Here is a 23,001-nt window from a genome sequence, read left to right as displayed (position 1 = left end):
GGGGTATCGAACCCCATCTTGCGACACACCACCCCCGCAACCCCAAGCAATTAAGCCAAGGGCGAGTCAAAAGGATGAGTAAAGGGCGGACCTCCGACGTAGTCAAGTCGCCACGCCGGAGTCCGTCGTACGAATCCTCCGTACGGCCCCGTACGGGACGGGTCAGGACGTGGCGCCGCCACCGAACGCGCCCGGGTGGATCTCGTCCCGGATCGCGATGTACTGCTGGCGCACCGCCTGCCCCACGGCCAGCTCCTCGCCCGGCTCGAAGACCTGCGCGGCCGCACCCTGCCAGGCCGGCGGGGTGTGCGCGGCCAGGGTGCCCTGCGAGACGCCGAGCGCCCAGGCGGCCTGCCGGGCGGCTCCAAGCGCCGCGTACTCGGCGGGCTGCGGCACGACCACCTGCGTCCCCAGGATCGCGGGCGCGGCCGCCTGCACGGCGGGCAGTTCGGCCGCCGCGCCCAGCAGGAAGACCCGGCGGACCTCGACGCCGCGCATCCGCAGCACGTCCAGCGCGTCCGCCAGCGAGCAGAGCATGCCCTCGAACGCGGCCCGGGCCAGATGTTCCGGCTTCATCGACTCACGGCGCAGCCCGGCGAGCGTCCCGGCGGCGTGCGGCAGCCGGGGCGTGCGCTCGCCCTCCAGATACGGCAGCAGGACGAGCCCGCTGGCGCCCGGCGTGGACTTCAGCGCGAGGGCCGACAGCTCCTCCAGGCTCTCCGCGCCGAGCATCTCGGCCGTGCCGCGCAGGGCCCGTACGGCGTTGCTCGTATGCACGACGGGCAGATGGCGGCCGGTGGCGTCGGCGAACGACGTAATCATCCCGGCGGGGTCGGCCAGCGCCTCGTGATGCACGGCCATGACCGAACCCGAGGCGCCGAGCGAGACGACCGCGTCGCCGGGACCGACGCCGAGCCCGAAGGCGGCGGCCATGGTCTCGCCGGTGCCGGCCGAGATCAGCAGCCCCTCGGGGGTGGTGCCGGCGGCGTCGGAGGGGCCCAGGACCTCGGGCAGGGCCACCTGGTGGCCGAGCGCGAGCTCGACCAGGTCGGGCCGGTAGAAGCCGGTCGCGGCGGACCAGAACCCGGTGCCGGACGCGGCGCCCCGGTCGGTGGTGCGGCGCGCGGGCCGGCCGAGCAGCTGCCACACCAGCCAGTCGTGGGCCTGCACGATCCCGGCGGTGCGCTTCGCGGCCTCGGGTTCGTTCCGTGCCAGCCAGCGCAGCTTGGCCACCGCCTGGGCGGCCTGCGGTACGCACCCGACCGCCTTGGCCCACGACTCGCGCCCGCCGAGCGCGTCGGTGAGGTCGGCGGCGGCGACCTGGGCGCGCTTGTCGTTGCCGGACAGCGCGGCCCGTACGAGCGAGCCCTGTCCGTCGAGCGCGATCAGCGCGTGCTGCTGGGCGGCGACGCCGATGGCCTGCACCCCTTCGAGCAGCCCGCCGGCCGCGGCCTCGCCGAGCGAGAGCAGCCAGGCCTGCGGATCGACCTCGGTGGCCTTCGGGTCCACGGGATGCGGGGCGTACCCCTGCCGCAGGACGGCACCGGTGTCGGTGTCGCAGACGACGATGCGAGTGAAGGCGGAAGAGCTGTCCAGCCCGGCGACTATCCCCATGCGCACGATTCTGCATCACGCCCGGGGCCACGGAGGCCACGCGTGGGTGAGGTGTTGCCCTGGCCGGATGTTGCTCAGGTCAAGTGTTGCCCATGTGCGCGGCGCCCGCCGGGTGCTGCCGGCGTACCCGGCGCCGGTCAGGTGTTGCTGGTGCCCCAGTCGTCGTCGTTGCCCTGGCCGCGCTCGCGCAGCGACCGCACCCGGTCGGCGACCGCGCCCGGCATCTTGTCGCCGACCTTCTCGGAGACCTTGTCGCTCACCGCGCTGAACGCCTTGCCCGCGTACGCGCGGCCGTTCTGGGCCGCCGACTCGGCGGTGTTGCGGACGGCCGGGTTCTGGGCGACCTGCCGTACGGACTTCTTCAACTGCTCGTACCGCTCGCGCCCGGCCCGGGTCCCGAGCACGTACCCGACGACGAGTCCGGCGGCGAACGTGAGCCGGTAGCGCATGGCGGTCACCCTTCTGTGGCGTCTGTCTGACGCAGCTGTGGCGTCGTGTGCTGCGCCTACCCGTGCAGCCCCGTGATCACCCGGGGCGGAACCGATTGGCGGAGCACCCCCCTGCTTGCGCTAATGTATGTGTCGCAGCGAGCGCACGCCGCCCGGGGACACCCGGGGTAGGTACGTTCGATGCAACGAGACATTCCCCTGTAGCTCAATTGGCAGAGCAGCCGGCTGTTAACCGGCAGGTTACTGGTTCGAGTCCAGTCGGGGGAGCTCGGTCTCCTGTAGCTCAATTGGCAGAGCAGCCGGCTGTTAACCGGCAGGTTACTGGTTCGAGTCCAGTCGGGAGAGCAGTGGAATAGGACCCCTTGAGGGTCCTTTTTCATGCCCGGGGGAACCGGGCAGCCCGCAGCGCGGTCCTCATGGTCGTGCGTTGCCGACCATCCGAGGCAGGAGATCGTATGAGCGGCTATGCTGCGGCAGACGGCGCGCACAAATGTGCGCGACGCGCCGTTAGGGGCGGTAGCTCAGCCGGTTAGAGCAGCGGACTCATAATCCGTCGGCCGTGGGTTCGAGTCCCACCCGCCCCACTCTGCGCCTCCTTCGCAGAAACGTTCAGCCTGGGTGTTCCCTGCTCTCCTGGTGGAGGGCGGGGGCGCCGCGCGGCGATCGTGAGGACGGTGGAGAGCGTCGGCCGATCTGACGGCCGGACCGCATGGCACCTTCGGCGGGGAGTGGGCGCCGGGCGGATGGCGGGCGCCGACGCCGGGGCGCCGACGGGGGCAGTGCGCGGTACGCGCGAATCAGCGATCCGGAACCCAGGATTCATCATCTGCGATTCCCGACCCCTCTCACCTCCGATCCATGGGGTCGACTCTCCTTCGTTTCCGACCCTGTCGAATTCCGTGCGTACGGGAAGTGCGCGGGCGGTGGAATTCCGAATTCGGGAAATAGGGGGCGGCGGAGCGGACGCTTCCGGAACCGGGGCCGCTGTGGGGGAGCCCCGGCCCGACCCCGTCCGGCACCCGGCCCGGTGGGGCGCCTGGCCTGGCCACGGGCCGTGGGGGCCCGGGGCGTCGAGCGCGCGGCACGCGTCCGGGGCGGCGGGCCGTGGCCGAGCGGCGGTCAATTTGTCAAGGTCAGTGTGCAACCGCGGAATTCCCGCGTTTGAACGTACAGGTCGCCGCAATACGCCCGTTCAGGCTTGTCCGGAGGTGATTCGGTCCGGGAGATTGACCGCATCACTTAATTTCCGCGCAGCGCACAACGGGAGGCACCACGTGAGCACGGAGCAGGTCTACACGGCGGGCAGCGCCAACTTCGACCCGCTGTACGCGGGGAAGGTGGGGACCGAGGGCCTGGGGATGAAGTTCGACTTCGCGCCCTGGAACATCCCCGAGCCGCAGCCGGTCGTGGTGGCCCTGGAGGCGTCCGGCGCGTTCCGCGGGAAGGTGCTGGACGCCGGGTGCGGCACCGGGCAGAACTCGCTCCACCTGGCGAGCCGGGGCCACGCCGTCACCGGCCTGGACTTCTCGCCCTCCGCCATCGGTCAGGCGCAGGAGCGCGCCCGTGAGCGCGGGCTCGACGTCAACTTCGCGGTCGCCGACGCCACCAGGTTCGAGGGCATCGAGGGCGGCTTCGAGACCGTTCTGGATTACGGGCTCTACCACGTCCTCAACGACGAGCAGCGGCGCGCGTACGCGGCCGCCCTGCACCGGGTGACCGCCCCGGGTGCGCATCTGCACGTCTACGGCTTCGCCGAGTCCGAGCTGAAGGGTCTGCCGCCGCAGCAGCTGCGGGTCAGCAAGGAGAACTTCCGGCTGAACCTGGAGGGCGAGGGCCAGTGGCGCATCCTCTCCATCGAGGACAGCCTCTGCACCACCAACCACACCCGCGAGTACTTCGAGAAGCAGCGCGTCGAGGCGGGCGGCACGCTGCCGTTCGACCCGGAGGCGTTCGACGTGGACGAGAAGGGCCGCATCGTCTACCCGATGTCGTACGTGCACGCGGAGCGCGTCTGACGTGATGTGTACGAGGGCGCCCCGTTCCCGCGGGAACGGGGCGCCCTCGTACGCCTCGGGAGCTCTGGCGTGAAACTCGCAAGCGTCGTCCCACCCGCCCCGGTTACCATCCCGCGTGACCGCGCAACCCGAAGCCAAAGCCCGTAACGGTAAGGCCCGTAGCCGTAACGGCGACGACCGTCCCCGGATACTCGCCGACCTCACGCCGCTGCGGACCTCCGCGCACTACCGGCGGCTCTGGTTCGGCAACACGATCTCGTGGGTCGGGCAGGGCATGACCGCGCTCGCGATCTCCCTCCAGGTCTACGACATCACCGGGTCCAGCTTCTCCGTCGGGCTCGTGGGGCTGTTCTCGCTGGTGCCGCTGATGGTGTTCGGGCTGTACGGCGGTGCGATCGCCGACACGGTCGACCGGCGCAAGCTCGGGCTCGCCAGCGCGACCGGGTCCGCGGTGCTGTCGGCGGGGCTCGCGGCGGCAGCGTTCGCCGGGTTCGCGCATGTGTGGTTCCTGTACGGGATCGTCGCGCTGCAGTCGGTCTGCGCCGCGCTCAACGCGCCCGCCCGGTCCTCGATGATCCCCCGCCTGCTGCCGCCGGAACAACTGCCCGCCGCGAACGCGCTGAGCTCGATCACCACGACGTCGGGGACCCTTGTCGGCCCCATGCTGGGCGGGCTGATGGTCGGTTTCGCGGGATACCAGTCGGCGTATCTGCTGGACGCCGTGAGCTTCTCCGCCGCGCTGTACGCGATGTGGCGGCTGCCGTCGATGCTGCCCGACCGGGACCGTACGACCGCGAAGCGGGCCTCCGTGCTCGACGGGTTCCGCTTCCTCGCGACCCGGCCGAACCTGCGGATGACGTTCTTCTCCGACTTCTGCGCGATGATCCTCGCGCATCCGCGTGCGCTGTTCCCGGCGGTGGCGGTTCTTTGGTACGGCGGTGACGCGCGTACGACCGGACTCCTCGTCGCCGCGCCCGCGTTCGGGGCGTTGCTCGGCGGGGTGTTCTCGGGGTGGCTGAGCCGGGTGCACCGGCATGGGCTGGCGATTCTGCTCTCGGTGGGCGCGTGGGGTGCGGCGATCGCGGTCTTCGGGCTGACCCGGAATCTGTGGCTCGGGCTCGTTTTTCTCGCCCTCGCGGGGTGTGCGGACACCGTGTCCATGGTGTTCCGGAACACGATGATGCAGGTGGCTGCGCCGGATGAGATGCGGGGGCGGTTGCAGGGGGTGTTCATCGTGGTCGTCGCGGGTGGGCCGCGTCTTGGCGACTTCCTCGCGGGGACGACGGCGGACCTCGCGTCGCCGACTGTGGCGGTGACGGGTGGTGGGGTCGCTTGCGTGCTGGCCGTCACGCTGCTGGGTCTGAGCCGGCGTCGGTTCGCGCGGTACGACGCGCGGGACCCGGAGGCGTGATCTCCCCCACCCCGCCCCTTCCCGAAAGCTCTGGGCGAGCGGCCGGGTTTTTGGCTGCGGACCGCATGTGGCTGATCGCGCAGTTCCCCGCGCCCCTAGGTAGTTAGGGGCGCGGGGAACTGCGCGAGCAACCCGGCACGGTCCGCAGACAAACGGGGTCGGTGGTTCTCCCGGGGGCTGCGCCCCGGCCCCCGGAGGGTTCAGGGAAGGGGTGGGGTGGGGGAGATCACGCCTTGGGCGATGCCCAGTTCCACCAGGTCCTGGGGACGTATCCGCAGCTGGTCCGCCGTCGCCCGCACATCCCCCGGCCCCCGCTTCAAGATCGCCGCCGCCAACTCCGGCGCGATGACGGAGAAGTAGCTGTCGGCCGTGACCCACGTACGGGACGGAGAAGACAGAGCAAGGGCCCCGCCCGACCCGCCCTCCCCGATCACCAGCGACGTCACCGGCACGACCGCCGACGCCATCGCCGCGAAGCAGTCCGCGATGGCCGCCCCCTGCCCGGCCCGCTCCGCCGCCGCGTCGTTCGCCGCGCCGGGCGTGTCGACCAGGGTCAGGACGGGCACGCCCAGCCGGTCGGCGAGCCGGATCAGACGGGCGGCGGTGCGGTAGCCCGCCGGGCGCGTCGCGGTGCCGGCCTGGGCCGCGTACGCGACCGTACGCCGGTCCCGCAGCCCGAACCCGCAGAGCATCCCGTCGTCCACACCCCCGCACCGGTCCCCGCTCAGCGCCATGCGGGAGGTGAAGTACGCGTCCAGATACGCCGACGCACGCGGCCGCCCCGCCGCCCGCGCCGCACGCACCGCGTCCCAGCCGGTGACGGGCAGCGCCGTGTCCGAGAGCGCGTCCGGCACGTCGGCGGGCACCACCGAACCCCCGACGGCCCCGCGCCCCGGTTCCACCGTCCCCCGCCCAGGTCCCAGCAGCCCCAGCCACGCCCCCACCACCCCCCGCAACTCCTCCACCGGCACCACCGCGTCCACCGCCCCCGCCGCCACCTGCCCCTCGGCCGAGTACGCCGCCGGGTCCGCGTCCGCGGGGCGGACCCGGGAGCCCGCGAAGCCGATCTGGGCGCCGGGGAGCGCGAGGATCACGTCCGCGCCCGCGCCCAGCGTGGCCCAGCCGCCGCCGGTCGTGGGGTCGCGCAGGACCGCGATCTGGGGGAGTGCGGCGGCACGCAGCAGGGCGGACTGGCGGGCCACGCGCTGGAGTTGGGTGAGGGCGACCATGCCCTCCTGCATCCGGCTGCCTCCGGTCGAGATCAGCGAGACCAGCGGCAGCCGCCGCTCCCGGGCCGTCGCGTACGCGGCTTCCAGGCGGTCCCCGGTCCGCTCGCCCAACGACCCGCCCAGGAAGCCGAATTCGAAGGAGGTAAGGATGCAGGGGCGGCTCTCGACCTGCGCCACGCCGTAGATCACCGACTCGTGCTCGCCCGTGCGCTCCGTCGCGCGCGCCCGTGACGCCGCGTACCCCTCCCAGCCGAGCGGGCCGTCCGGCGCCGTCTCGCGCTCGGGCGGGAACAGCTCGGTGAAGTCGTCCGTGACGGCGGCGACCATGTGCCTCGCGCTCGGGCGGCGGTTCCCCTCAGTCACTCTGCAGCGCCCGCTTCATGATCTTGCCCATGTCGTTGCGGGGCAGCGCGTCGAGGTAGTGGACCGTACGAGGGCGTTTGTGGGGGGCCAGTTGGGTGGCTACGTGCTCCGCCAACTCCTCAGCAGTGGGAGGAGATTGACGATCCGTCGGCACCACCCAGGCCACCACCCGCTCCCCGAGATCCGCGTCCGGCTCCCCGGTGACGGCCGCCTCGCGCACCCCGGGGTGGTCGAGCAGGGCGTTCTCGATCTCGCCCGCCCCGATCTTGTACCCGCCGCTCTTGATCAGGTCGGTGGCCTTGCGGCCGACGATCCGTACGTAACCGTCCGCTTCCAGGCTCGCCATGTCGCCGGTGCGGAACCAGCCGTCCTCGGTGAAGGCCGCGGCCGTCGCGTCCGGGCGGTGGAGATAGCCGCTGAACAGGTTCGGGCCGCGCACCTGGATCTCGCCGATGCCGTCCGACTCGTCCGCGAGCCGCAGCTCCACGCCGGGCAGCGGTACGCCGACCGTGCCGGGTCGCGGGTCGCCGTCCACCCGTACGCTCGTGTTCATCAGCGTCTCGGTCATCCCGTACCGCTCGATCACCGCGCGGCCGGTCGCCGCCGTGATCCGGCGGTGGTCGTGGACGGGCAGCGCCGCCGACCCCGACACCAGCAGCCGCGCCCCGGTCAGCGCCTTGGCCAACTCCCGGTCGGTGTCGAGGGATTCGGCGATCCGGTGGTACATCGTCGGTACGCCGAAGAGCATGGTCGCGCCGGACGACAGTTCGCGGGTCACCCCGTCGACCGAGAACTTGCCCAGGTGGCGCACCGAACCGCCGCGCCGCAGCGGGCCGAGGATGCCGAGGATCAGGCCGTGTACGTGGAAGAGGGGCAGGGCGTGGACGAGTACGTCGTCGGCCGTCCAGCCCCAGACGTCCGCCAGTGCGTCGAGCGTCGTGGCGATCGCCCGGCGGGGGAGGACGGCGCCCTTGGGCGGGCCGGTGGTGCCGGAGGTGTAGACGATGAGGGCGGGGGATTCGGGGTCGGTGTGCGTGTCGCCCAGCGGAAGCGTTCGCTCCGGAGTGGGGTCGGCTGTGGCCGTTCCCGCTGCCGTGACCTCGATACGGGTCAACTCGGCCAGTGCGGGCGGGAGTTGGTCGGTCGGGGCCGCCAGGATCGTCGTGGGGGCGCTGTCCTTGAGGATGTGCGCCAGTTCCCGTTCGCCCGTCCTGGGGTTCAGGGGTACGGCCGGGACCCCGGCGAGCAGTGCCGCGACCACGCCCACGGCCGTCTCCAGCGTGGGGGTCGCCCAGACCGCGACCCGTCCGGCCCCTTCGATCCGGGCCGCCAAGGAGCCTGCCGTACTGGCGAGTTCCGCGTAGGTGAGGGCGCGTCCGTCGAACCGTAGCGCTTGCTTGTCGTCGGCGGTCAGCAGGGCGGGAAAGAGAGAGGACACGAACGGGGCTCCTCGGGGTCGACGGTCGCCGGCCGTCCACCGGCCTGCGGAAACCCTACGCGGCGCGCCGCCCCTCTCCGGTGTGATCTTCCCCCGCCCCGCCCCTTCCCGAAACTCTCCGAGGGATCTGGTCGGCTGCGGACCGTGCTGGGTTGCTCGCGCAGTTCCCCGCGCCCCTGGGTAGTTAGGGGCGCGGGGAACTGCGCGACAAGCCCCCACCGGGCCGCAGACGAACGACACCCGCCGGAGGCTTTCGGGAAGGGGCGGGGTGGGGTGGGGGATTCCCCCCCCCGGGCCGGACCTACAGCGGCTCCTGCCACACCGTCTCGCCGCCGGGCGTGCCGTCGTCGCGCAGGCCGTCGTCCGTCACGGTGAGGCGCACTCCGGACCGGCCGCCCGGGAGCGTCGCCGTCGCGTCGACCGTGACCGCGACGGACGTGATGCCCGGACGGCGGTGCGCGGTGGCCAGGGCCGTACGCAGGGCCGCCAGCAGCCGGGTGTCGTCGCCGACCAGCGCGTCCACCGCCCCCTCGAAGCGGACCGACGGGCGGAACCCGAGCAGCGCCCCCGCCCCGTCCGTCTCGCGCAGCACCCGCCCGCGCAGCGTCGTCGGCGCGTCGGCGGGCGGCTGCTGGAGGGCGAAAATGGCCGTACGCACCTCCTGGATCGTGGAGTCCAGCTCGTCCACGGCCCTGGTCAGCAGCTCGTCCGTGTCGTCGGCGGCGGCCTTCGTGGCCCGGCGGCGGGTCGACTCCAGCATCATCTCGGTCGCGAACAGCCGCTGGACGACCAGGTCGTGCAGATCGCGCGCGATCCGGTCGCGGTCCTCGTACACCGCGAGGCGTTCACGGTTGTGCTGCGCGTCCGCGAGGACCAGCGCGAGTGCGGCCTGCGAGGCGAACTGGGCGGCCAGCAGCCGGTCCACCGCCGAGTACGGGAGCCCGCCGCGCCGCCGGGGGAGCGCGAGCGTGCCGATGAGCTTGCCGCCGCTCTGCAGCGGCAGCATCATGCTCGGTCCGAACCGGGTGCGTACGTGCGTGGTCATCCGGGGATCGGTCGCCGAGTCCTCGATGAACACCGGCTCGCCACTGAGCAGTTGGACCAGTACGGGCGAGCCGGGCTCGATGGCGGTGCCCACGAAGTCGGCCGGGTCGTCGGGCGCGGAGGCGGCGACGATCTCCATGCCGCCGGCCTCGGTGGGCTGGAGCACCACCCCGGCGGCCGCGTCCGCGAGCAGCCGGGCGCGCTCGGCGACCGTCATCAGCGCGTCCGCCGCCGTGTCGCCGGTCAGCAGCGACGTGGTGACGGCGGCCGCGCCCTCGATCCACCGCTCGCGCCGCCGGGCCGTCTCGTACAGCCGGGCGTTGCCGATCGCGATCCCCGCCTGCGAGGCCAGCACGCGCAGCAGCGCCAGATCCTCCTCGGTGAACGGACCGCTGCGCTTCTCGGTGAGGTAGAGGTTGCCGAACACCTCGGTGTGTACGCGGATGGGGACGCCCAGGAACGATCGCATCGGCGGATGGCCCGGTGGCACGCCCGACGAGCGCGGGTCGGCGGTGAGATCCGCGAGGCGCAGCGGGCGGGGGTCGTGGATGAGCGCGCCGATCAGTCCGGTGCGCCCGTCGGGGAGCGCCCCGATCCGCTCCCGCACGGCCTCGGTGAGCCCGGCCGTGAACAGCTCGGTGAGCCGCCCGCGTTCGGGGTCGACCACGCCGAGCGCGCCGTAGCGTGCGTCGGTCAGGTCGGCCGCGGTGTCCACGATGTGCTGGAGGGTGGTGCGGAGTTCGAGCTCGGAGCCGACGCTGAGGACGGCGTCGAGGAGGACGGGGAGCCGGGGCGGCGGGCCCGTTCTGGATGCCGGGCTCGTGCCTGCCGGGCCCTTGGATGTCGGGCCCTTGGATGCCGGTCCGTCGCTCTGCGCCGTGTCCTCTCCCACGTCCGCCCCTCCCGTACCACCCGTCCCGTACGGTCTGGTCACTCCGCGAGCGGGTCCAGGACCATCGGCTCGATCTTGCCGTCCAGCATCGATCCGAGGCCGAGGATGGCGCAGATGTCGGGGCGTTCGGCGATGGCCACGGGCATGCCCGTCGCCTTGCGCAGCATCTGGTCCAGGCCCGGCAGCAGCGCGCTGCCGCCGACCATCATGATCCCGCGGTCGGCGAGGTCGGCGACCAGGTCGGGCGGGCAGTCGCGCAGGACCTTGCCGATGCCGTCGAGGACGGCGGTCAGCGGGGTGTGGATCGCGTCGCGGACGGCCGCCGTGTCCACCTGGACCGAGCGCGCCAGGCCGGTGGCGACGTCGCGGCCGTGGATCTCGGTGGACGCCGGGCCCTGGGAGGTCAGGCCGTTGCCGCTGAGGGCGAGTTGGAGGGGGCGTACGGACTGGCTCGGGAGCATCAGTTCGTGCTGGTGGCGCAGGTGCTGGATGACCGCGTGGTCGATCGCGTCGCCGCCGACCGGGATGCGCTCGGCGGTGACGATCGCGCCGAGCGAGAGCACCGCGATCTGGGTCGTGGCCGCCCCGCACACCATGATCATGGTGGCGGTCGGCTGCTCGACCGGGAGTCCGCAGCCGACGGCCGCCGCGATCAGGGTGTCGACCAGCTCGACGCGGCGGGCGCCGAGCCCCACCAGCGTCTCGATGGTGGCGCGCTGCGCGAGCGGGTCGGCCTCGTGCGGGGTGCAGGCGGCGGCCCGCAGCCGGGGCTTGCGGCGCAGCTGGCGCCGCAGCTTCTCGCCGATCAGATGGCGCAGCATGCGCTGGGCCATCTCGATGTCGACGACGGTGCCGCCGGACACGGGTCGGGCGACCCGGATGTAGTCCGGCGTACGGCCCGTCATCTTCTCGGCGAACGTGCCGACGGCGATCAGCGCGCCGGTTTGGGTGTTGACGGCCGCGACGCTGGGCTCGTCCACGACGAGCCCGAGGCCCTTGACGAAAACACGCGTCCTCGCGGCCCCGAGGTCTACGGCTACATGGCAACGGCGCAACTGTTCCAGACTGACGCTCACGGCGATCCTCCCGACTGGGGCTCTTGATCGAATCGTCCGTTCCCGACGGGCCCGGCGCGCGCTGGGCTGCGCCGGTCGGGCGTCGGCTGACTGAGTGCCAAACCCGCCGGAGGCGGGGCTGATCGGGGGACGACGTGTCGGCCCTCGGCGTGCCGTGTTGCCCGAGCGTGCCTTTCGACTGCGGACCGTGCTGGCTCGCTCGCGCAGTTCCCCGCGCCCCTTAGGTGGTCCGCCGAACCCTGGGAACTTGGCTCGGCCGACGTTTTTAGGGGCGCGGGGAACTGCGCGATCAGCCACACACGGTCCGCAGTCGAGATCCGTACCTCCTACGGCAACAGCCGTTGCAGCAGCCCCCACGAGAACTCCGCCACGCGGCGGTCGCCGCCGGGCAGCGTCAGTTCCAGCTGCCAGCGCGTGGGCGCGCTGCCCTCCATCGGCCGGGCCGGAGCGAACGCGCGGGCCGCCTCGTCGACCGTGCAGGACCACGGGCGCAGGTCGTCCACCGAGGTCAGGGCGGGACCCGGCGAACCCGGTGCCCGGATCAGCCACTCGTTCCACACCGTCCCGTCCGGCCCCGCCAGAACCTCGAACCGCAGCGTCGGCCACAGCGGCACCGGCCACAGCCGCGCCTCGCACTCCAGGTCGCCGACCGTGCGCGGCAGCACGCGCTCGGGCTCGCCGAGCACCGACCGGTACCGGGCCGCCGCGCCGCGCGAGCGCGGTGAGCGGACCATCGCCTGCCAGCGCCGGTTCGCCTCGCGCATCTCGGCTATGGACGCCCCGAGCTCGTGCCGGGCGTCCTCGACCAGGCCCGGCTGGTGGTCGGCCATCCGCCGCAGCAGGACAAGTTGGAAGTCGCGCGGGCCGAAGGAACCGGGCCGCGCCGGGCCGGTGGAATGCGGCTGTGCGTCCGTCATGACCCCATCCTGCCCGGCCCCACTGACAACGCACCGAACGCCCGGGTTCGTACGGGGGACACGCCACGGAAGATCGGGTTCCACACAGGATCCACACACTCCGGGCCCCAATTGTCGACCCGTACGCGCATAGCCTCCGTTGGCCATGGATTACTGCCACGTCTGCCGACGGCACCTCAACGGCGCACTGGCCTGCGCCGGATGCGGCACCCCCGCCGAGGAACTGCGGCAGCCCGACATCATCGACCTCGGGGTGTACGACACCGCCGCGGCCGGTGCCACCGACGCCGCCCCGACCGGGTACCGCCGGGCGCGCCGCGAGCGCGAGCAGCCCCGGGCGCGTACGCGTCGCCGGGCCCGTAAGCGGCGCGGGCGCCTCGTGCTGTTCGGGTCGGCGGGTGTCGTGCTCGCGGCGGGGGCGCTGGGTCTTGCGGAGCTGGCGATCGAGCCGCCCGCGAACGATCGGGGCGCGGCGACGGCCGTCCATGACGAGGAGCCGATCTCGCAGGAGACGTCCGAGCCTGCGCCCGATCCGAGTGAGGGTGGGCCTCGGCGGCCCAGCGCCGTGCCTGCGGCGGCTGGGCATGGGAAGTCGCACCCGAAGGCGGGGGGTGCGCGGCCCTGGCCGGGGGGCAGTGGGGTGCCTGTGCCTGGTGGTACGCGTGCGGGTCGTACGGGGGTGCCGTCCCCGGGTCCCACGTCCGGTGCCACGGGTGGGACCGCGTCGCCCGGCCCGTCCGGGTCCCCTGTGCCGTCCGCTTCGGATTCGGCCCCGCCGCCTGGGCAGCCCGGGCCTGCGCCCTCGCCCACGCCTTCGCCTACGAAGACCTCTTGCACCCGATTTCTCTGGTGGTGCGTCTAGCTGCGGGCCGGTGGGGGCTGGTCGCGCAGTTCCCCGCGCCCCTTAAGTGCCCGGGACGGTCAGGTCGCCCCCAGCATCCGCCTCAGCAGATCCCGCAGCACCGTCCGCTCCTCCGTCGACAGCTCAGCCAGGGGCTCGCGGGCGAAGTTCAGGGACTCGGTGAGGTGGGTCGCCGTTGTCTGGCCCTCCTCGGTCGGGGCCGCCAGCTTTACGCGGCGGTCCGCCGGGTCGGGGCGGCGTTCGGCCAGGCCGCGGGCCTCCAGGCGGTCGATGATGCCCGTCACGTTCGACGGCTCGCACTTCAGCTTGAGGGCGATCTGGCGCATCGGGACCGGCCCCAGCGAGAGCAGGCGCAGGACGCGCGCCTGGGCGCCGGTCAGCGCGTGCTCGGACGCGGCCCGCTCGTACTCCTCGTGGTAGCGGGCCACCACCGTGCCGATCAGCTCGACGACTTCGAGGCTCAGGGGATCCATACGTGGGGCCATGAATACAGGGTACCCAGTTACTTGACAATCTCAAATATCCAGGAGCATGGTTGTTTCAGTACCTGAAGTAATCCAGGAAGGGCGCAGCTCTCATGTCCGTACCGTCCGCACTCCCCGCCACCGGCCGTGAATGGCACCTCGTCGCCCGCCCGCACGGCTGGCCCGTCCCGACCGACTTCGCGCTCAAGGAGACCCCGGTCGTGGCCCCCGCCGCGGGCCGGATCCTGGTGCGCAACCTCTTCATGTCGGTCGACCCGTACATGCGTGGCCGCATGAACGACGTGAAGTCGTACATCCCGCCGTTCGCGCTCGACAAGCCGATGGACGGCGGCGCGGTCGGTGTCGTCGTGGCCTCGGCCGACGAGCGCTACGCCGTCGGTGACCACGTCCTGCACGGGCTCGGCTGGCGCGAGTACGCCGACGTGGACGCCAAGCACGCCACCAAGGTCGACGCCTCGCTCGCCCCGCTCTCCGCCTACCTCGGTGTGCTCGGCATGCCCGGTCTGACCGCGTACGCGGGTCTCTTCGAGGTCGCCTCCTTCAAGGAGGGCGACTCCGTGTTCGTCTCCGGCGCGGCCGGCGCCGTCGGCAGCCTGGTCGGCCAGATGGCCCGGATCAAGGGTGCCTCGCGCGTCATCGGCTCGGCCGGTTCCGACGAGAAGGTGAAGTGGCTGGTCGAGGAGCTCGGCTTCGACGCCGCCTTCAACTACAAGAAGGGCCCCGTCCGCGACCAGCTGCGCGAGGCGGCCCCGGACGGCGTCGACGTCTACTTCGACAACGTCGGCGGCGACCACCTCGAAGCCGCGATCTCCTCGATGAACGTGCACGGCCGCGCCACCATCTGCGGCATGATCGCGGGCTACAACGACACCGAGCCGACCCCGGGCCCGCGCAACATGGCCATGATCATCGGCAAGCGTCTGCGGCTCCAGGGCGTCCTCGTCGGCGACCACGCGGCGCTCCAGCCGCAGTTCGTCCAGGACGTGGCCGGGTGGATCGCCTCCGGTGAGCTCAAGTACGGCGAGACGGTCGTCGAGGGCATCGAGAAGGGCGCGGACGCGTTCCTGGGCATGCTGCGCGGCGAGAACACCGGAAAGATGGTCGTCTCGCTGGGCGAGTGACCCGGGACACAGCTCCACCTGCGTGACCGACCTTGTCGGGTGACTTCCGTCATCCGATAAGGTCTTTCCACATCACGGCTGTCGTGGGCGCGAGCGGCCGGGAACGAGCAGGAGGAGCACTCAGCATGTCCATCCAGCAGTCCGATGTCCTGTACACCGCCGTCGCCACCGCCGAGAACGGCCGCGACGGCCGCGTCGCCACCGACGACGGTCAGCTCGACGTCGTCGTGAACCCGCCGAAGGCCATGGGCGGCAGCGGCGCGGGCACCAACCCGGAGCAGCTGTTCGCCGCCGGTTACAGCGCCTGCTTCCAGGGTGCGCTCGGCGTCGTCGCGCGCCAGGAGAGCGCCGACATATCCGGCTCGACGGTCACCGCCGAGGTCGGCATCGGCAAGAACGACGACGGCTTCGGCATCATCGTGAAGATCGCCGCCGCCATCCCGAACGTGGACGAGGCCACCGCGCGCGCCCTGATCGAGAAGGCGCACCAGGTCTGCCCGTACTCGAAGGCCACGCGCGGCAACATCACGGTCGACCTCGCGATCGCCTGACCGTACGCCTCGTACACCACTTGTCACCTGGGAAGGGCCGCACTCGGCGGGGTGCGGCCTTTCGTATGCCCGCTGTGCCTACGAACCCTCCGCCGCCACCTGCACCGCCCGCGTCAGCCGGTCGTTCTCGGCCGCCGGGCCGCCCGGGAAGGCGTAGCGGCGGCGCACAAAGCCGTACGCGATGCCCGCGCGCGGGTCGGCCAGGGCCAGGGTGCCCGAGGCGCCCGCGTGGCCGAAGGCGTCGGCCCCGAGGCTCGGGTAGCGCAGGCCGAGCGCCTGGAAGCCGAGCGCCCACTCGTCGCCGCCGGTGATCAGGTCCCGGCCCAGCGAGTGCGGGCGGGCGAACTCGGCGATCGTGTCCGGCTTCAGCAGCGGCTCCCGGCCCGCGAACGCGCCTGTGGCCGCCGCGTACATCCCGGCCAGACCGCGCGCGTTGCCGACGCCGCCGAGCGAGGCCGGGCTCTTCTCCTGCGCCTGGCGCGAGTTGGCGAGCGCCAGCACGTCGAAGTCCGGGTCCGCGCTGCGGTTGAACGCGATCGTGATCAGACCGCTGCGGCTGCGCGAGAGCGCCGCAAGCCCCGCCTTCTGCTCCGGCGTCGGCAGCATCGGCAGCGCCTCGCGGGTCCTGTCGCGCTCGGCCTCGGGCAGCCCGAGGAAGAGATCCAGGCCGTACGGGGCCCGTATCCGCTCCTCGAACAGCTCCTGCACACTGGCGCCGGACACCCGCCGCACCACCCCGTTGACCAGCGCGCCCATGGTCAGCACGTGGTAGCCGTGGCCCGCCCCCGGCTGCCAGAACGGGCGCTGCGCGGCGAGTCGGTCGCCCACCGTGCGGTCGTCGACGAGCTCGTCGGCCGTGAAACCGTCGTCCGCGCCGATCAGCCCCGCCCGATGGGTGAGCAGCTGGCGTATGGTGACGGCCCCCTTGCCCTCGGCCGCGAACTCCGGCCAGTAGAAGGCCACTTCGCGGTCCAGGTCGAGCGCCCCGTCCTGGACCAGCAGCGCCGCCACGAGATAGGCCGCGCCCGTGGTGGCGGAGAAGACCGGGGTCAGCGAGTCGCCGGTGACCAGATCGCCCGTCCACAGGTCGACGACCAGCTCGCCGTCCTTGTGGACCACGAGCTGCGCGCCCGGGTCGTGCTCCGCCTCGGCCGTGAACGCCGCCAGCTCCTCCCGTACGCCCTCGTACCCCTCGGCGACGGTTCCCTGCACGGTGATATCGCTCGGCATGCCGCTCCCCTGTGCGTGCGTCGTGATGTCGTCTCGTGATCGCGTTCCGCGATCTGAACGAACGGGACCGGCGCCGGAATTCCCGTACGAAGGGGCGGTTACCGGTCGATAGAATCCGGCCATGCGTGACCTCGGGGCGGGCTTCGGATATCTGGTCAAAGGGCAGCGATGGGTCGCCGGACACGGCAGGTCCTTCGGGTTCGGGCTGCTGCCGGGCCTGGTGACCCTCGTCCTGTACGCGGCCGCGCTGACCGGCCTCGCCTACGGCGCGGACGACTTCGTGGGCTGGGCGACGCCGTTCGCCGACGGCTGGTCCTCGCCGTGGCTCGCGCTGTTCCGGGGCTTTCTGACCGCCCTCGTCTTCGCCATGGGCCTGTTCCTGGCGATCATCACCTTCACCGCGGTCACCCTGCTCATCGGCCAGCCCTTCTACGAGAAGCTGTCCGAGGACGTGGACCGGGCCGAGAGCGGTGGCGATGCGCCGGAGTCCGGTCTGCCGCTCTGGCGTGAGCTGTGGATCTCCGCCCGGGACTCGCTGCGGATCCTGGTGCGCGTGGCCGCGTACGGCGTGATCCTGTTCGGCCTCGGCTTCCTGCCGGTGGTCGGGCAGACCGTGATCCCCGCGATCGGCTTCTGCGTCTCCGGGTTCTTCCTCGCCGAGGAGCTGACGGCGGTGGCGCTCCAGCGCCGGGGCGTGGAGCTGCGGGAGCGCCTGGCCCTGCTGCGCGGGCGACGGCTGCTCGTGCTGGGCTTCGGTGTCCCGCTGACGCTGGCGTTCCTGGTGCCGTTCGTCGCGGTGTTCCTGATGCCGGGGGCGGTCGCGGGCGCGACGCTGCTGGTGCGGGACCTGACCGGGGAGGCCGCGGACCCGGCGGAGGACGCCGAGCCCGCGCCCGCCGGGGCCGTCAGCCAGCCGCCGCCACTTCCAGGATCTCCCGGAGCTGCGCGATGATGTCGAGCCGGTTGCGGACGAACTCCGGGTCCGTGATCGAGCCCGTCGCCGGATCGGTGTTGCCCGCCCCGAACTGGAGCACCGGGGTGTGGACATGGCCACCCGGGATCGTGAGGCCCAGGCGGTCCCGCAGCAGCGTCACCCGGTACGCGATCTCGTTGGAGAGGTAGTCGCCGCCACCGCCCTCCCGGGCCGTCGACCCGGCCGTGGGACCGTCGTCACGCACCACCGGGTCCGTCCCGCCCGCCGGGATCTCGGTCACCGAGGTGTGGTCGTACACCGGGAACGGCCCGGTCTTCGCCGCCACAATTGCCTTGTACGGCAAGGTCGTCGTGGTCCACTGCGGCTGTGTCGCCGGGTCCGAGACCGGCACCGTCTCCGTCCGCGACACGTTCTCGTTGTCCGGGAAGCCGCCCCGCCAGGCCCCGTTGAAGCGCTCGACGTCGATGCGCCCCACCCGTCCCTGGCTCACCGTGGTGAACAGGTCCACCTGCGGAAGCACCGGCCGCAGCGCGCGCTCGACCGTGCCCGCCGCGAAGTCCCCGTACCGCACTGGGAACATGGCCGTCTCGACCCACGCGGGCCCGTCCGCCGTCCGTATCCAGGTGCCGTCCAGCGCGAGTGCGTTCGCCCCCGACGGATTGCTGATCCGGATGTCACGGTCGAGGGTGAACGGGTCGAAGCCGGTGACCAGGATCCGCTTGAAGCCCGTTCCCGAGGGATACGAGATCGAGTCCTGGCCGCGCGAGGACCGCTCCAGATGGTCGAGCAGCGCGGCCCGCCGCGCCTCGGTCAGCCCGAACTCCGGCTCCCAGCCGCGCAGTTCACGGGTCAGCCCGAGCCGGGCCCAGTACAGCGGCCGGTCGTCGTCCCGGCTCAGGTCGCCGCCCGCAGGGCCGCGCCCCTGCGCCCGGTCCACGGCCCGCCGCCACAGCCGCGCGCCCTCCCGGGCGACCAGGCGGTCGGCCTGGCGGTAGGACCGTACGTCGGCCAACGCGCGCGTGAACTCCGGCGCCGCGTCGTCGAATCCGGAGCGCCGCAGGATCTCCTGCGGCACGGCCCCGTCGAGGCGCTGCTCCTCCACGGTGGGCGGCGCCGCCGTGGTCGGCGCGTGCGGCTGTGCCTGCGCCTGCACCGGCGCGAGCACCGCGCCGAACGTCATCGAAGCGATCACCAGGGCGAGCCGCGCTCCCCGTACCCGTACACGTACCACTGGGCATCCTTCCGTCAAGGCATGGGCGGCCAGTATCGGGAAGGAACTCCCCTGTGAACAGGGGGATTCGAGGCGACTGGGGAGGCGGAGGGGACTCAGTGGCCTAGCGCACGCCGAACCCGTACACCGTCTGGGACCTGTACACCTCGCCCGGGCGCACCACCGTGCTCGGGAACTCCGGGCGGTTGGGGGAGTCCGGGAAGTGCTGGGTCTCCAGGGCGACCCCGCCCCGGGGGCCGCCGGTGAACACCTGGAGGCCCGGCTCCGACGTCGTCACCGTCAAGAGCCGGCCCGAGGCGGGGCAGTACAGCTCGGCGGCCGTGGCCTCCCCGTCGAGCACGAAGTTGTGGTCGTACGCGGTGTCCACCACCCGCGCCTCGCGCAGGTCGAACCGGGTCCCCGCCACCGGCGCCAACTCGCCCGTCGGGATGCAGGTCGCGTCCACCGGGGTGTACCGCTCGGCGTTCACCCGCAGCGCGTGCGGGCCGGGGCCCAGCTGCCAGTACGCGTGGTTCGTCAGGTTCACCACCGTCGCCGCCTCGCTCACCGCCGCCTCGTAGCCGATGCGCAGCGCCCCCGTCGCGTCCAGCTCGTACGTCACCGACAGGTCGAGGCGGCCGGGGAAGCCCTCCTCCCCGTCCGGGGACACACGCGAGAGCCGCACCCCGTACGGCGAAACGGCCTCCGCGTCCCACACCCGCTTGTCGAAACCGCGCTCGCCGCCGTGCAGGCTGTGCGGGCCGCCGTTGCGGGCCAGGTCGTGGCGGACGCCGTCCAGGACGAACGAACCGTGTGCGATGCGGTTCGCGTACCGGCCCACCAGGGCTCCGTAGTACGGGGCGGGGTCCGCCAGATAGCCGCCCACCTTGTCGTAGCCGAGGGTCACCTCGTCCAGGACCCCGTCCCGGTCCGGGATCTCGACCGACTGCAGGATCCCGCCGTACGTCAGCACGCGCACGCGCGTACCGCCGCGCTCCAGCGTCCAGCGGTGCACGGCCGTACCGTCGTCGAGGGTCCCGAAGAGTTCCATGATCGGAAGCCTAAGCGGAGTCCGGGGCCGTCATGTCACTACGCGGGCGGCCGCGCCGCCGTCACATTGCGGTAGGCGATCTCGGCGAGCCGGCCCTGGCCGTCCTTGCTGGGGTGGAACCAGTCCCAGTGGCTCAACTGGTCGTCCGTGAAGCGGAAGTCGAAGACCGCGCCTCCGTCGTAACGGCAGTAACGGTCCTTCGCGCAGACGTCCTTCAGCGCCTTGTTGTACGCCACCACCCGCTGGTACACCGCGTCGCGCCGCTCGACCGCCGCCGCCCCCAGGTCGTCCGCGTCGCTCAGCATCGAGCGGCAGATGCCGAGCTTCCAGATCTGCTTGCCCAGGGCGTTGCCGCGCCCGGTCGACCACAGGCGCTTGAGGTCCGGCACGCTCGACACGTACACCTGGGTCTTGGGCAGCGTGCTGCGCAGCTGGCGCAGGGACGTCTCGAAGCCCGCCTTGAAGTCGTCCACCGACGTCATGCCGTCCACCGAGTCCCGGCAGGCGTCGTTGCCGCCGACCATGACCGTGACCAGTTCGGGGCGGTGGGCGGCGGCCCGGGTCAGCTGGCCCGGCAGGTCCGCCATCCGGGCGCCGGTCTTGGCGTAGTTCCAGCTGCGGTCGGCGGCCGACTGCTCGCCGAGCAGCCGGCTCGCGAGCGATTGCACATCGGTGTCGGTGCCGGTCGCCCAGGACGCCTCGGGGCAGTCGGAAAGCACCATGCAGGCGTCGAAGCCGCGGGTGATGGAGTCGCCGACGGCCGCGATGGAGGCGGGGCGCGGGTTCCAGTGCACGGTCGGCGTCGGCGCGGGCTTGTTGGGAGCCTGCGCGTGCGAGGTGCCCGGCGCGCCCGAGCTCGTACAGCCCGCCGTGACCGCGAGGGCGGTCGCCACGAGGGCCGCGGCGGCCGTACGGGCCCGCGCGGGGCGGCTTCGGCGCGTCGGCAACGTCCCCTGGTCCATCCCCGGTCCCCTCCCTACGGGTGCGGTCGGCGTCCTGGCGAGTGAAAGCTTCGTGTTTCCCGGGCCCAGGACCGACCGTACGACACCCTTCTGTCCGCTCCGCGCGGTAGCTTTGGCCCGTCCAGCCAGAGGAACCACGCCAGACGGCTCCGGTAAATTACATCACGTCACATACTGTCCCCTTTCAGGAGATTACCTCCCGATGCTGTTTACTGTTGATCCCCGGGGCAGAATGTCAGGTGCTGTCCTGACCGAGACCGGTAGGGGCGCGAGGCCGCTGGGGAAGGCGAACCTCGAACCGCACTGGAGGTCCCGGTGACGACACGTGGAGTTCTGTACATCCACTCCGCCCCGCGCGCGCTGTGCCCGCACGTCGAATGGGCGGTGGCGGGCGTTCTCGGTGTGCGCGTCCAGCTCGACTGGATCCGCCAGCCCGCCTCGCCGGGCACCTGGAGAGCCGAGTTCTCCTGGCAGGCCGAGACCGGCACGGCCTCCAAGCTCGCCTCCGCGCTGCGCGGCTGGCAGATGCTGCGCTTCGAGGTCACGGCCGAGCCGTGCGCGAGAGCCGAGGGCGAGCGCTACAGCGCCACGCCCGACCTGGGCATCTTCCACGCGGTCACCGGCATCCACGGCGACATCCTGATCCCCGAGGACCGGCTGCGCGCGGCCCTGGCCCGCTCGGTGCGCGGCGAGACCGACCTGGAGGCCGAGATCGCCCGCCTCCTCGGCAAGCCCTGGGACGACGAGCTGGAGCCGTTCCGGTACGCGGGCGAGGGCGCGCCGGTCCGCTGGCTGCACCAGGTCGTGTAGGACCTGTACGTATGCGGAAGGGCCCCCACCGCTTGGTGGGGGCCCTTCGCGTTACGTATGCCTGCGTACTCAGACGGAACGGAACGCGAGCACCACGTTGTGACCGCCGAAGCCGAACGAGTTGTTGATCGCGGCGATCGAGCCGGCCGGCAGCGTGCGGGGCTCGCCGCGCACGATGTCCGCCTCGATCTCGTCGTCCAGCTCGTCGATGTTGATGGTCGGAGGCGCGATCCGGTGGTACAGCGCGAGCACCGTGGCGACGGTCTCGATGCCGCCGGCGCCGCCGAGCAGGTGACCGGTCATGGACTTGGTCGCGGAGACCGCGATGTGGTCCATGTCGTCGCCGAGGACCTTGCGCAGCGCCTTGATCTCGGCGGCGTCGCCCTGCGGGGTGGACGTCGCGTGCGCGTTGAGGTGGACGACCTCGGACGGCTTGAGGTCCGTGGAGTCCAGCAGGTTCTGCAGGGCCGCCGCGACACCCCGGCCGGTCGGCTCGGGCTGCGCGATGTGGTGGCTGTCGGCCGACAGGCCCTGGCCGAGGACCTCGCAGTAGACCCGCGCGCCGCGCTGGGCGGCGTGCTCGGCCGACTCCAGGATCACGACGCCAGCGCCCTCGCCGAGGACGAAGCCGTCCCGGGCCTTGTCGTACGGGCGCGAGGCCTGCTCGGGGTTCTCGTTGTTCTTGGACATCGCCATCATGTTGGCGAACGCGGCCACGGGCAGCGGGTGGATGGCCGCCTCGGTGCCGCCGGCGACCACGACATCGGCGCGGCCGGTGCGGATCATCTCGACGGCGTAGCCGATCGCCTCGGCGCCCGACGCGCAGGCGGAGACGGGGGTGTGCACGCCGGCCCGGGCGTTCACCTCAAGGCCGACGTTGGCCGAGGGGGAGTTGGGCATCAGCATCGGCACGGTGTGCGGGGAGACGCGGCGTACGCCCTTCTCCTTGAGCACGTCGTACTGGTCGAGCAGGGTGGTCACACCGCCGATGCCGGAGGCGATGACCGTGCCGAGCCGCTCGGGGGCGATCGGCTGGTCCTCACCGGCGGGAGCGGTGTAACCCGCGTCGGCCCACGCTTCCTTGGCCGCGATCAGCGCGAACTGCGCCGAGCGGTCCAGCTTGCGGGCGAGCGGGCGGGGCAGAACCTCGCCCGGGTCGACGGCGGCGGTGGCGGCGATCCGGACCGGGAGTTCGGCGAAGCGCTCGTCCTCCAGGGGCCGGACGCCGGAACGGCCCGCCAGCAGACCCTCCCAGGTCGAGGCGGTGTCGCCACCCAGCGGTGTGGTTGCGCCGATACCGGTGACGACCACGGTGCGATTGGTCGAGCTCACAGGAA

At 72.2% G+C, this 23,001-nt stretch carries 19 protein-coding genes and 3 tRNA genes; 9 read left to right on the top strand and 13 right to left on the bottom strand.

Features of this window, described 5'->3' with window-relative positions:
* Positions 1 to 162 precede the first annotated feature (162 nt).
* Complete coding sequence (locus BG418_RS34330) at positions 163 to 1,614, bottom strand: FGGY family carbohydrate kinase (RefSeq protein ID WP_188277966.1); 1,452 nt, start codon at positions 1,612 to 1,614, stop codon at positions 163 to 165.
* A 137-nt stretch (positions 1,615 to 1,751) separates the two neighbouring features.
* A complete protein-coding gene (locus BG418_RS34325; protein ID WP_188277965.1) occupies positions 1,752 to 2,063 on the bottom strand; it encodes a YtxH domain-containing protein in 312 nt (103 codons plus the stop codon).
* 194 nt (positions 2,064 to 2,257) lie between these two features.
* Here BG418_RS34325 and BG418_RS34320 point away from each other — a divergent pair.
* The 5 genes from BG418_RS34320 (at position 2,258) to BG418_RS34300 (ending at position 5,489) form a co-directional block, all read left to right on the top strand.
* Positions 2,258 to 2,330 (top strand) — tRNA-Asn (locus tag BG418_RS34320).
* A gap of 5 nt (positions 2,331 to 2,335) precedes the next feature.
* Positions 2,336 to 2,408: transfer RNA gene (locus tag BG418_RS34315), tRNA-Asn, on the top strand.
* Between the two features lie 165 nt (positions 2,409 to 2,573).
* A tRNA-Ile gene (locus BG418_RS34310) sits at positions 2,574 to 2,647 on the top strand.
* A 690-nt stretch (positions 2,648 to 3,337) separates the two neighbouring features.
* Positions 3,338 to 4,078 carry a class I SAM-dependent methyltransferase gene (locus tag BG418_RS34305; RefSeq protein WP_188277964.1) on the top strand — a complete coding sequence of 247 codons (741 nt, stop codon included), beginning with the start codon at positions 3,338 to 3,340 and terminating at the stop codon, positions 4,076 to 4,078.
* 187 nt (positions 4,079 to 4,265) lie between these two features.
* Complete coding sequence (locus BG418_RS34300) at positions 4,266 to 5,489, top strand: MFS transporter (protein ID WP_317453874.1); 1,224 nt, start codon at positions 4,266 to 4,268, stop codon at positions 5,487 to 5,489.
* A gap of 200 nt (positions 5,490 to 5,689) precedes the next feature.
* On the opposite strand, the gene BG418_RS34295 is transcribed toward BG418_RS34300, so the two are convergent.
* The 6 genes from BG418_RS34295 to BG418_RS34270 form a co-directional block, all read right to left on the bottom strand.
* Positions 5,690 to 7,045: a carboxyl transferase domain-containing protein gene (locus tag BG418_RS34295; RefSeq protein WP_188278335.1), complete on the bottom strand. Its 1,356-nt coding sequence runs from the start codon at positions 7,043 to 7,045 to the stop codon at positions 5,690 to 5,692.
* A gap of 28 nt (positions 7,046 to 7,073) precedes the next feature.
* A complete protein-coding gene (locus tag BG418_RS34290; protein WP_188277962.1) occupies positions 7,074 to 8,519 on the bottom strand; it encodes an acyl-CoA synthetase in 1,446 nt (481 codons plus the stop codon).
* 301 nt (positions 8,520 to 8,820) lie between these two features.
* Positions 8,821 to 10,455: a GAF domain-containing protein gene (locus tag BG418_RS34285; RefSeq protein WP_188277961.1), complete on the bottom strand. Its 1,635-nt coding sequence runs from the start codon at positions 10,453 to 10,455 to the stop codon at positions 8,821 to 8,823.
* Between the two features lie 38 nt (positions 10,456 to 10,493).
* Entirely contained in the window at positions 10,494 to 11,531 is a 1,038-nt protein-coding gene (locus BG418_RS34280; protein ID WP_188277960.1) for a rod shape-determining protein, read from the bottom strand.
* 326 nt (positions 11,532 to 11,857) lie between these two features.
* Positions 11,858 to 12,448, bottom strand: coding sequence for a hypothetical protein (locus tag BG418_RS34275; protein ID WP_188277959.1), 591 nt, complete (start codon positions 12,446 to 12,448; stop codon positions 11,858 to 11,860).
* 921 nt (positions 12,449 to 13,369) lie between these two features.
* Positions 13,370 to 13,795 carry a MarR family winged helix-turn-helix transcriptional regulator gene (locus BG418_RS34270; protein WP_188277958.1) on the bottom strand — a complete coding sequence of 142 codons (426 nt, stop codon included), beginning with the start codon at positions 13,793 to 13,795 and terminating at the stop codon, positions 13,370 to 13,372.
* Positions 13,796 to 13,887: 92 nt separating this feature from the next.
* Here BG418_RS34270 and BG418_RS34265 point away from each other — a divergent pair, with 92 nt between their 5' ends.
* Positions 13,888 to 14,916 (top strand): NADP-dependent oxidoreductase, encoded by a 1,029-nt coding sequence (locus tag BG418_RS34265; RefSeq protein WP_188277957.1) that lies wholly within the window; start codon positions 13,888 to 13,890, stop codon positions 14,914 to 14,916.
* Between the two features lie 125 nt (positions 14,917 to 15,041).
* Positions 15,042 to 15,467: an organic hydroperoxide resistance protein gene (locus tag BG418_RS34260; protein ID WP_188277956.1), complete on the top strand. Its 426-nt coding sequence runs from the start codon at positions 15,042 to 15,044 to the stop codon at positions 15,465 to 15,467.
* 78 nt (positions 15,468 to 15,545) lie between these two features.
* On the opposite strand, the gene BG418_RS34255 is transcribed toward BG418_RS34260, so the two are convergent.
* Entirely contained in the window at positions 15,546 to 16,697 is a 1,152-nt protein-coding gene (locus BG418_RS34255; RefSeq protein ID WP_188277955.1) for a serine hydrolase, read from the bottom strand.
* A 121-nt stretch (positions 16,698 to 16,818) separates the two neighbouring features.
* Here BG418_RS34255 and BG418_RS34250 point away from each other — a divergent pair, with 121 nt between their 5' ends.
* Positions 16,819 to 17,649: an EI24 domain-containing protein gene (locus BG418_RS34250; protein ID WP_188277954.1), complete on the top strand. Its 831-nt coding sequence runs from the start codon at positions 16,819 to 16,821 to the stop codon at positions 17,647 to 17,649.
* Here BG418_RS34250 and BG418_RS34245 read toward each other — a convergent pair.
* The 3 genes from BG418_RS34245 to BG418_RS34235 form a co-directional block, all read right to left on the bottom strand.
* Positions 17,603 to 18,811: a pyroglutamyl peptidase gene (locus tag BG418_RS34245; RefSeq protein ID WP_188278334.1), complete on the bottom strand. Its 1,209-nt coding sequence runs from the start codon at positions 18,809 to 18,811 to the stop codon at positions 17,603 to 17,605. The two genes, BG418_RS34250 and BG418_RS34245, sit on opposite strands and share 47 nt — an antisense overlap.
* A gap of 154 nt (positions 18,812 to 18,965) precedes the next feature.
* A complete protein-coding gene (locus BG418_RS34240; RefSeq protein WP_188278333.1) occupies positions 18,966 to 19,895 on the bottom strand; it encodes an aldose epimerase family protein in 930 nt (309 codons plus the stop codon).
* A 35-nt stretch (positions 19,896 to 19,930) separates the two neighbouring features.
* A complete protein-coding gene (locus tag BG418_RS34235; RefSeq protein ID WP_188277953.1) occupies positions 19,931 to 20,854 on the bottom strand; it encodes an SGNH/GDSL hydrolase family protein in 924 nt (307 codons plus the stop codon).
* 315 nt (positions 20,855 to 21,169) lie between these two features.
* Here BG418_RS34235 and BG418_RS34230 point away from each other — a divergent pair, with 315 nt between their 5' ends.
* Complete coding sequence (locus tag BG418_RS34230; protein WP_188277952.1) at positions 21,170 to 21,664, top strand: DUF3145 domain-containing protein; 495 nt, start codon at positions 21,170 to 21,172, stop codon at positions 21,662 to 21,664.
* Positions 21,665 to 21,733: 69 nt separating this feature from the next.
* On the opposite strand, the gene fabF is transcribed toward BG418_RS34230, so the two are convergent.
* Positions 21,734 to 22,996 (bottom strand): beta-ketoacyl-ACP synthase II, encoded by a 1,263-nt coding sequence (fabF, locus tag BG418_RS34225; protein WP_188277951.1) that lies wholly within the window; start codon positions 22,994 to 22,996, stop codon positions 21,734 to 21,736.
* Positions 22,997 to 23,001 lie beyond the last annotated feature (5 nt).

Source organism: Streptomyces sp. CBMA152, from assembly GCF_014596475.1.
GTDB lineage: Bacteria > Actinomycetota > Actinomycetes > Streptomycetales > Streptomycetaceae > Streptomyces.
This window is presented reverse-complemented; position numbering and strand designations above follow the sequence as displayed.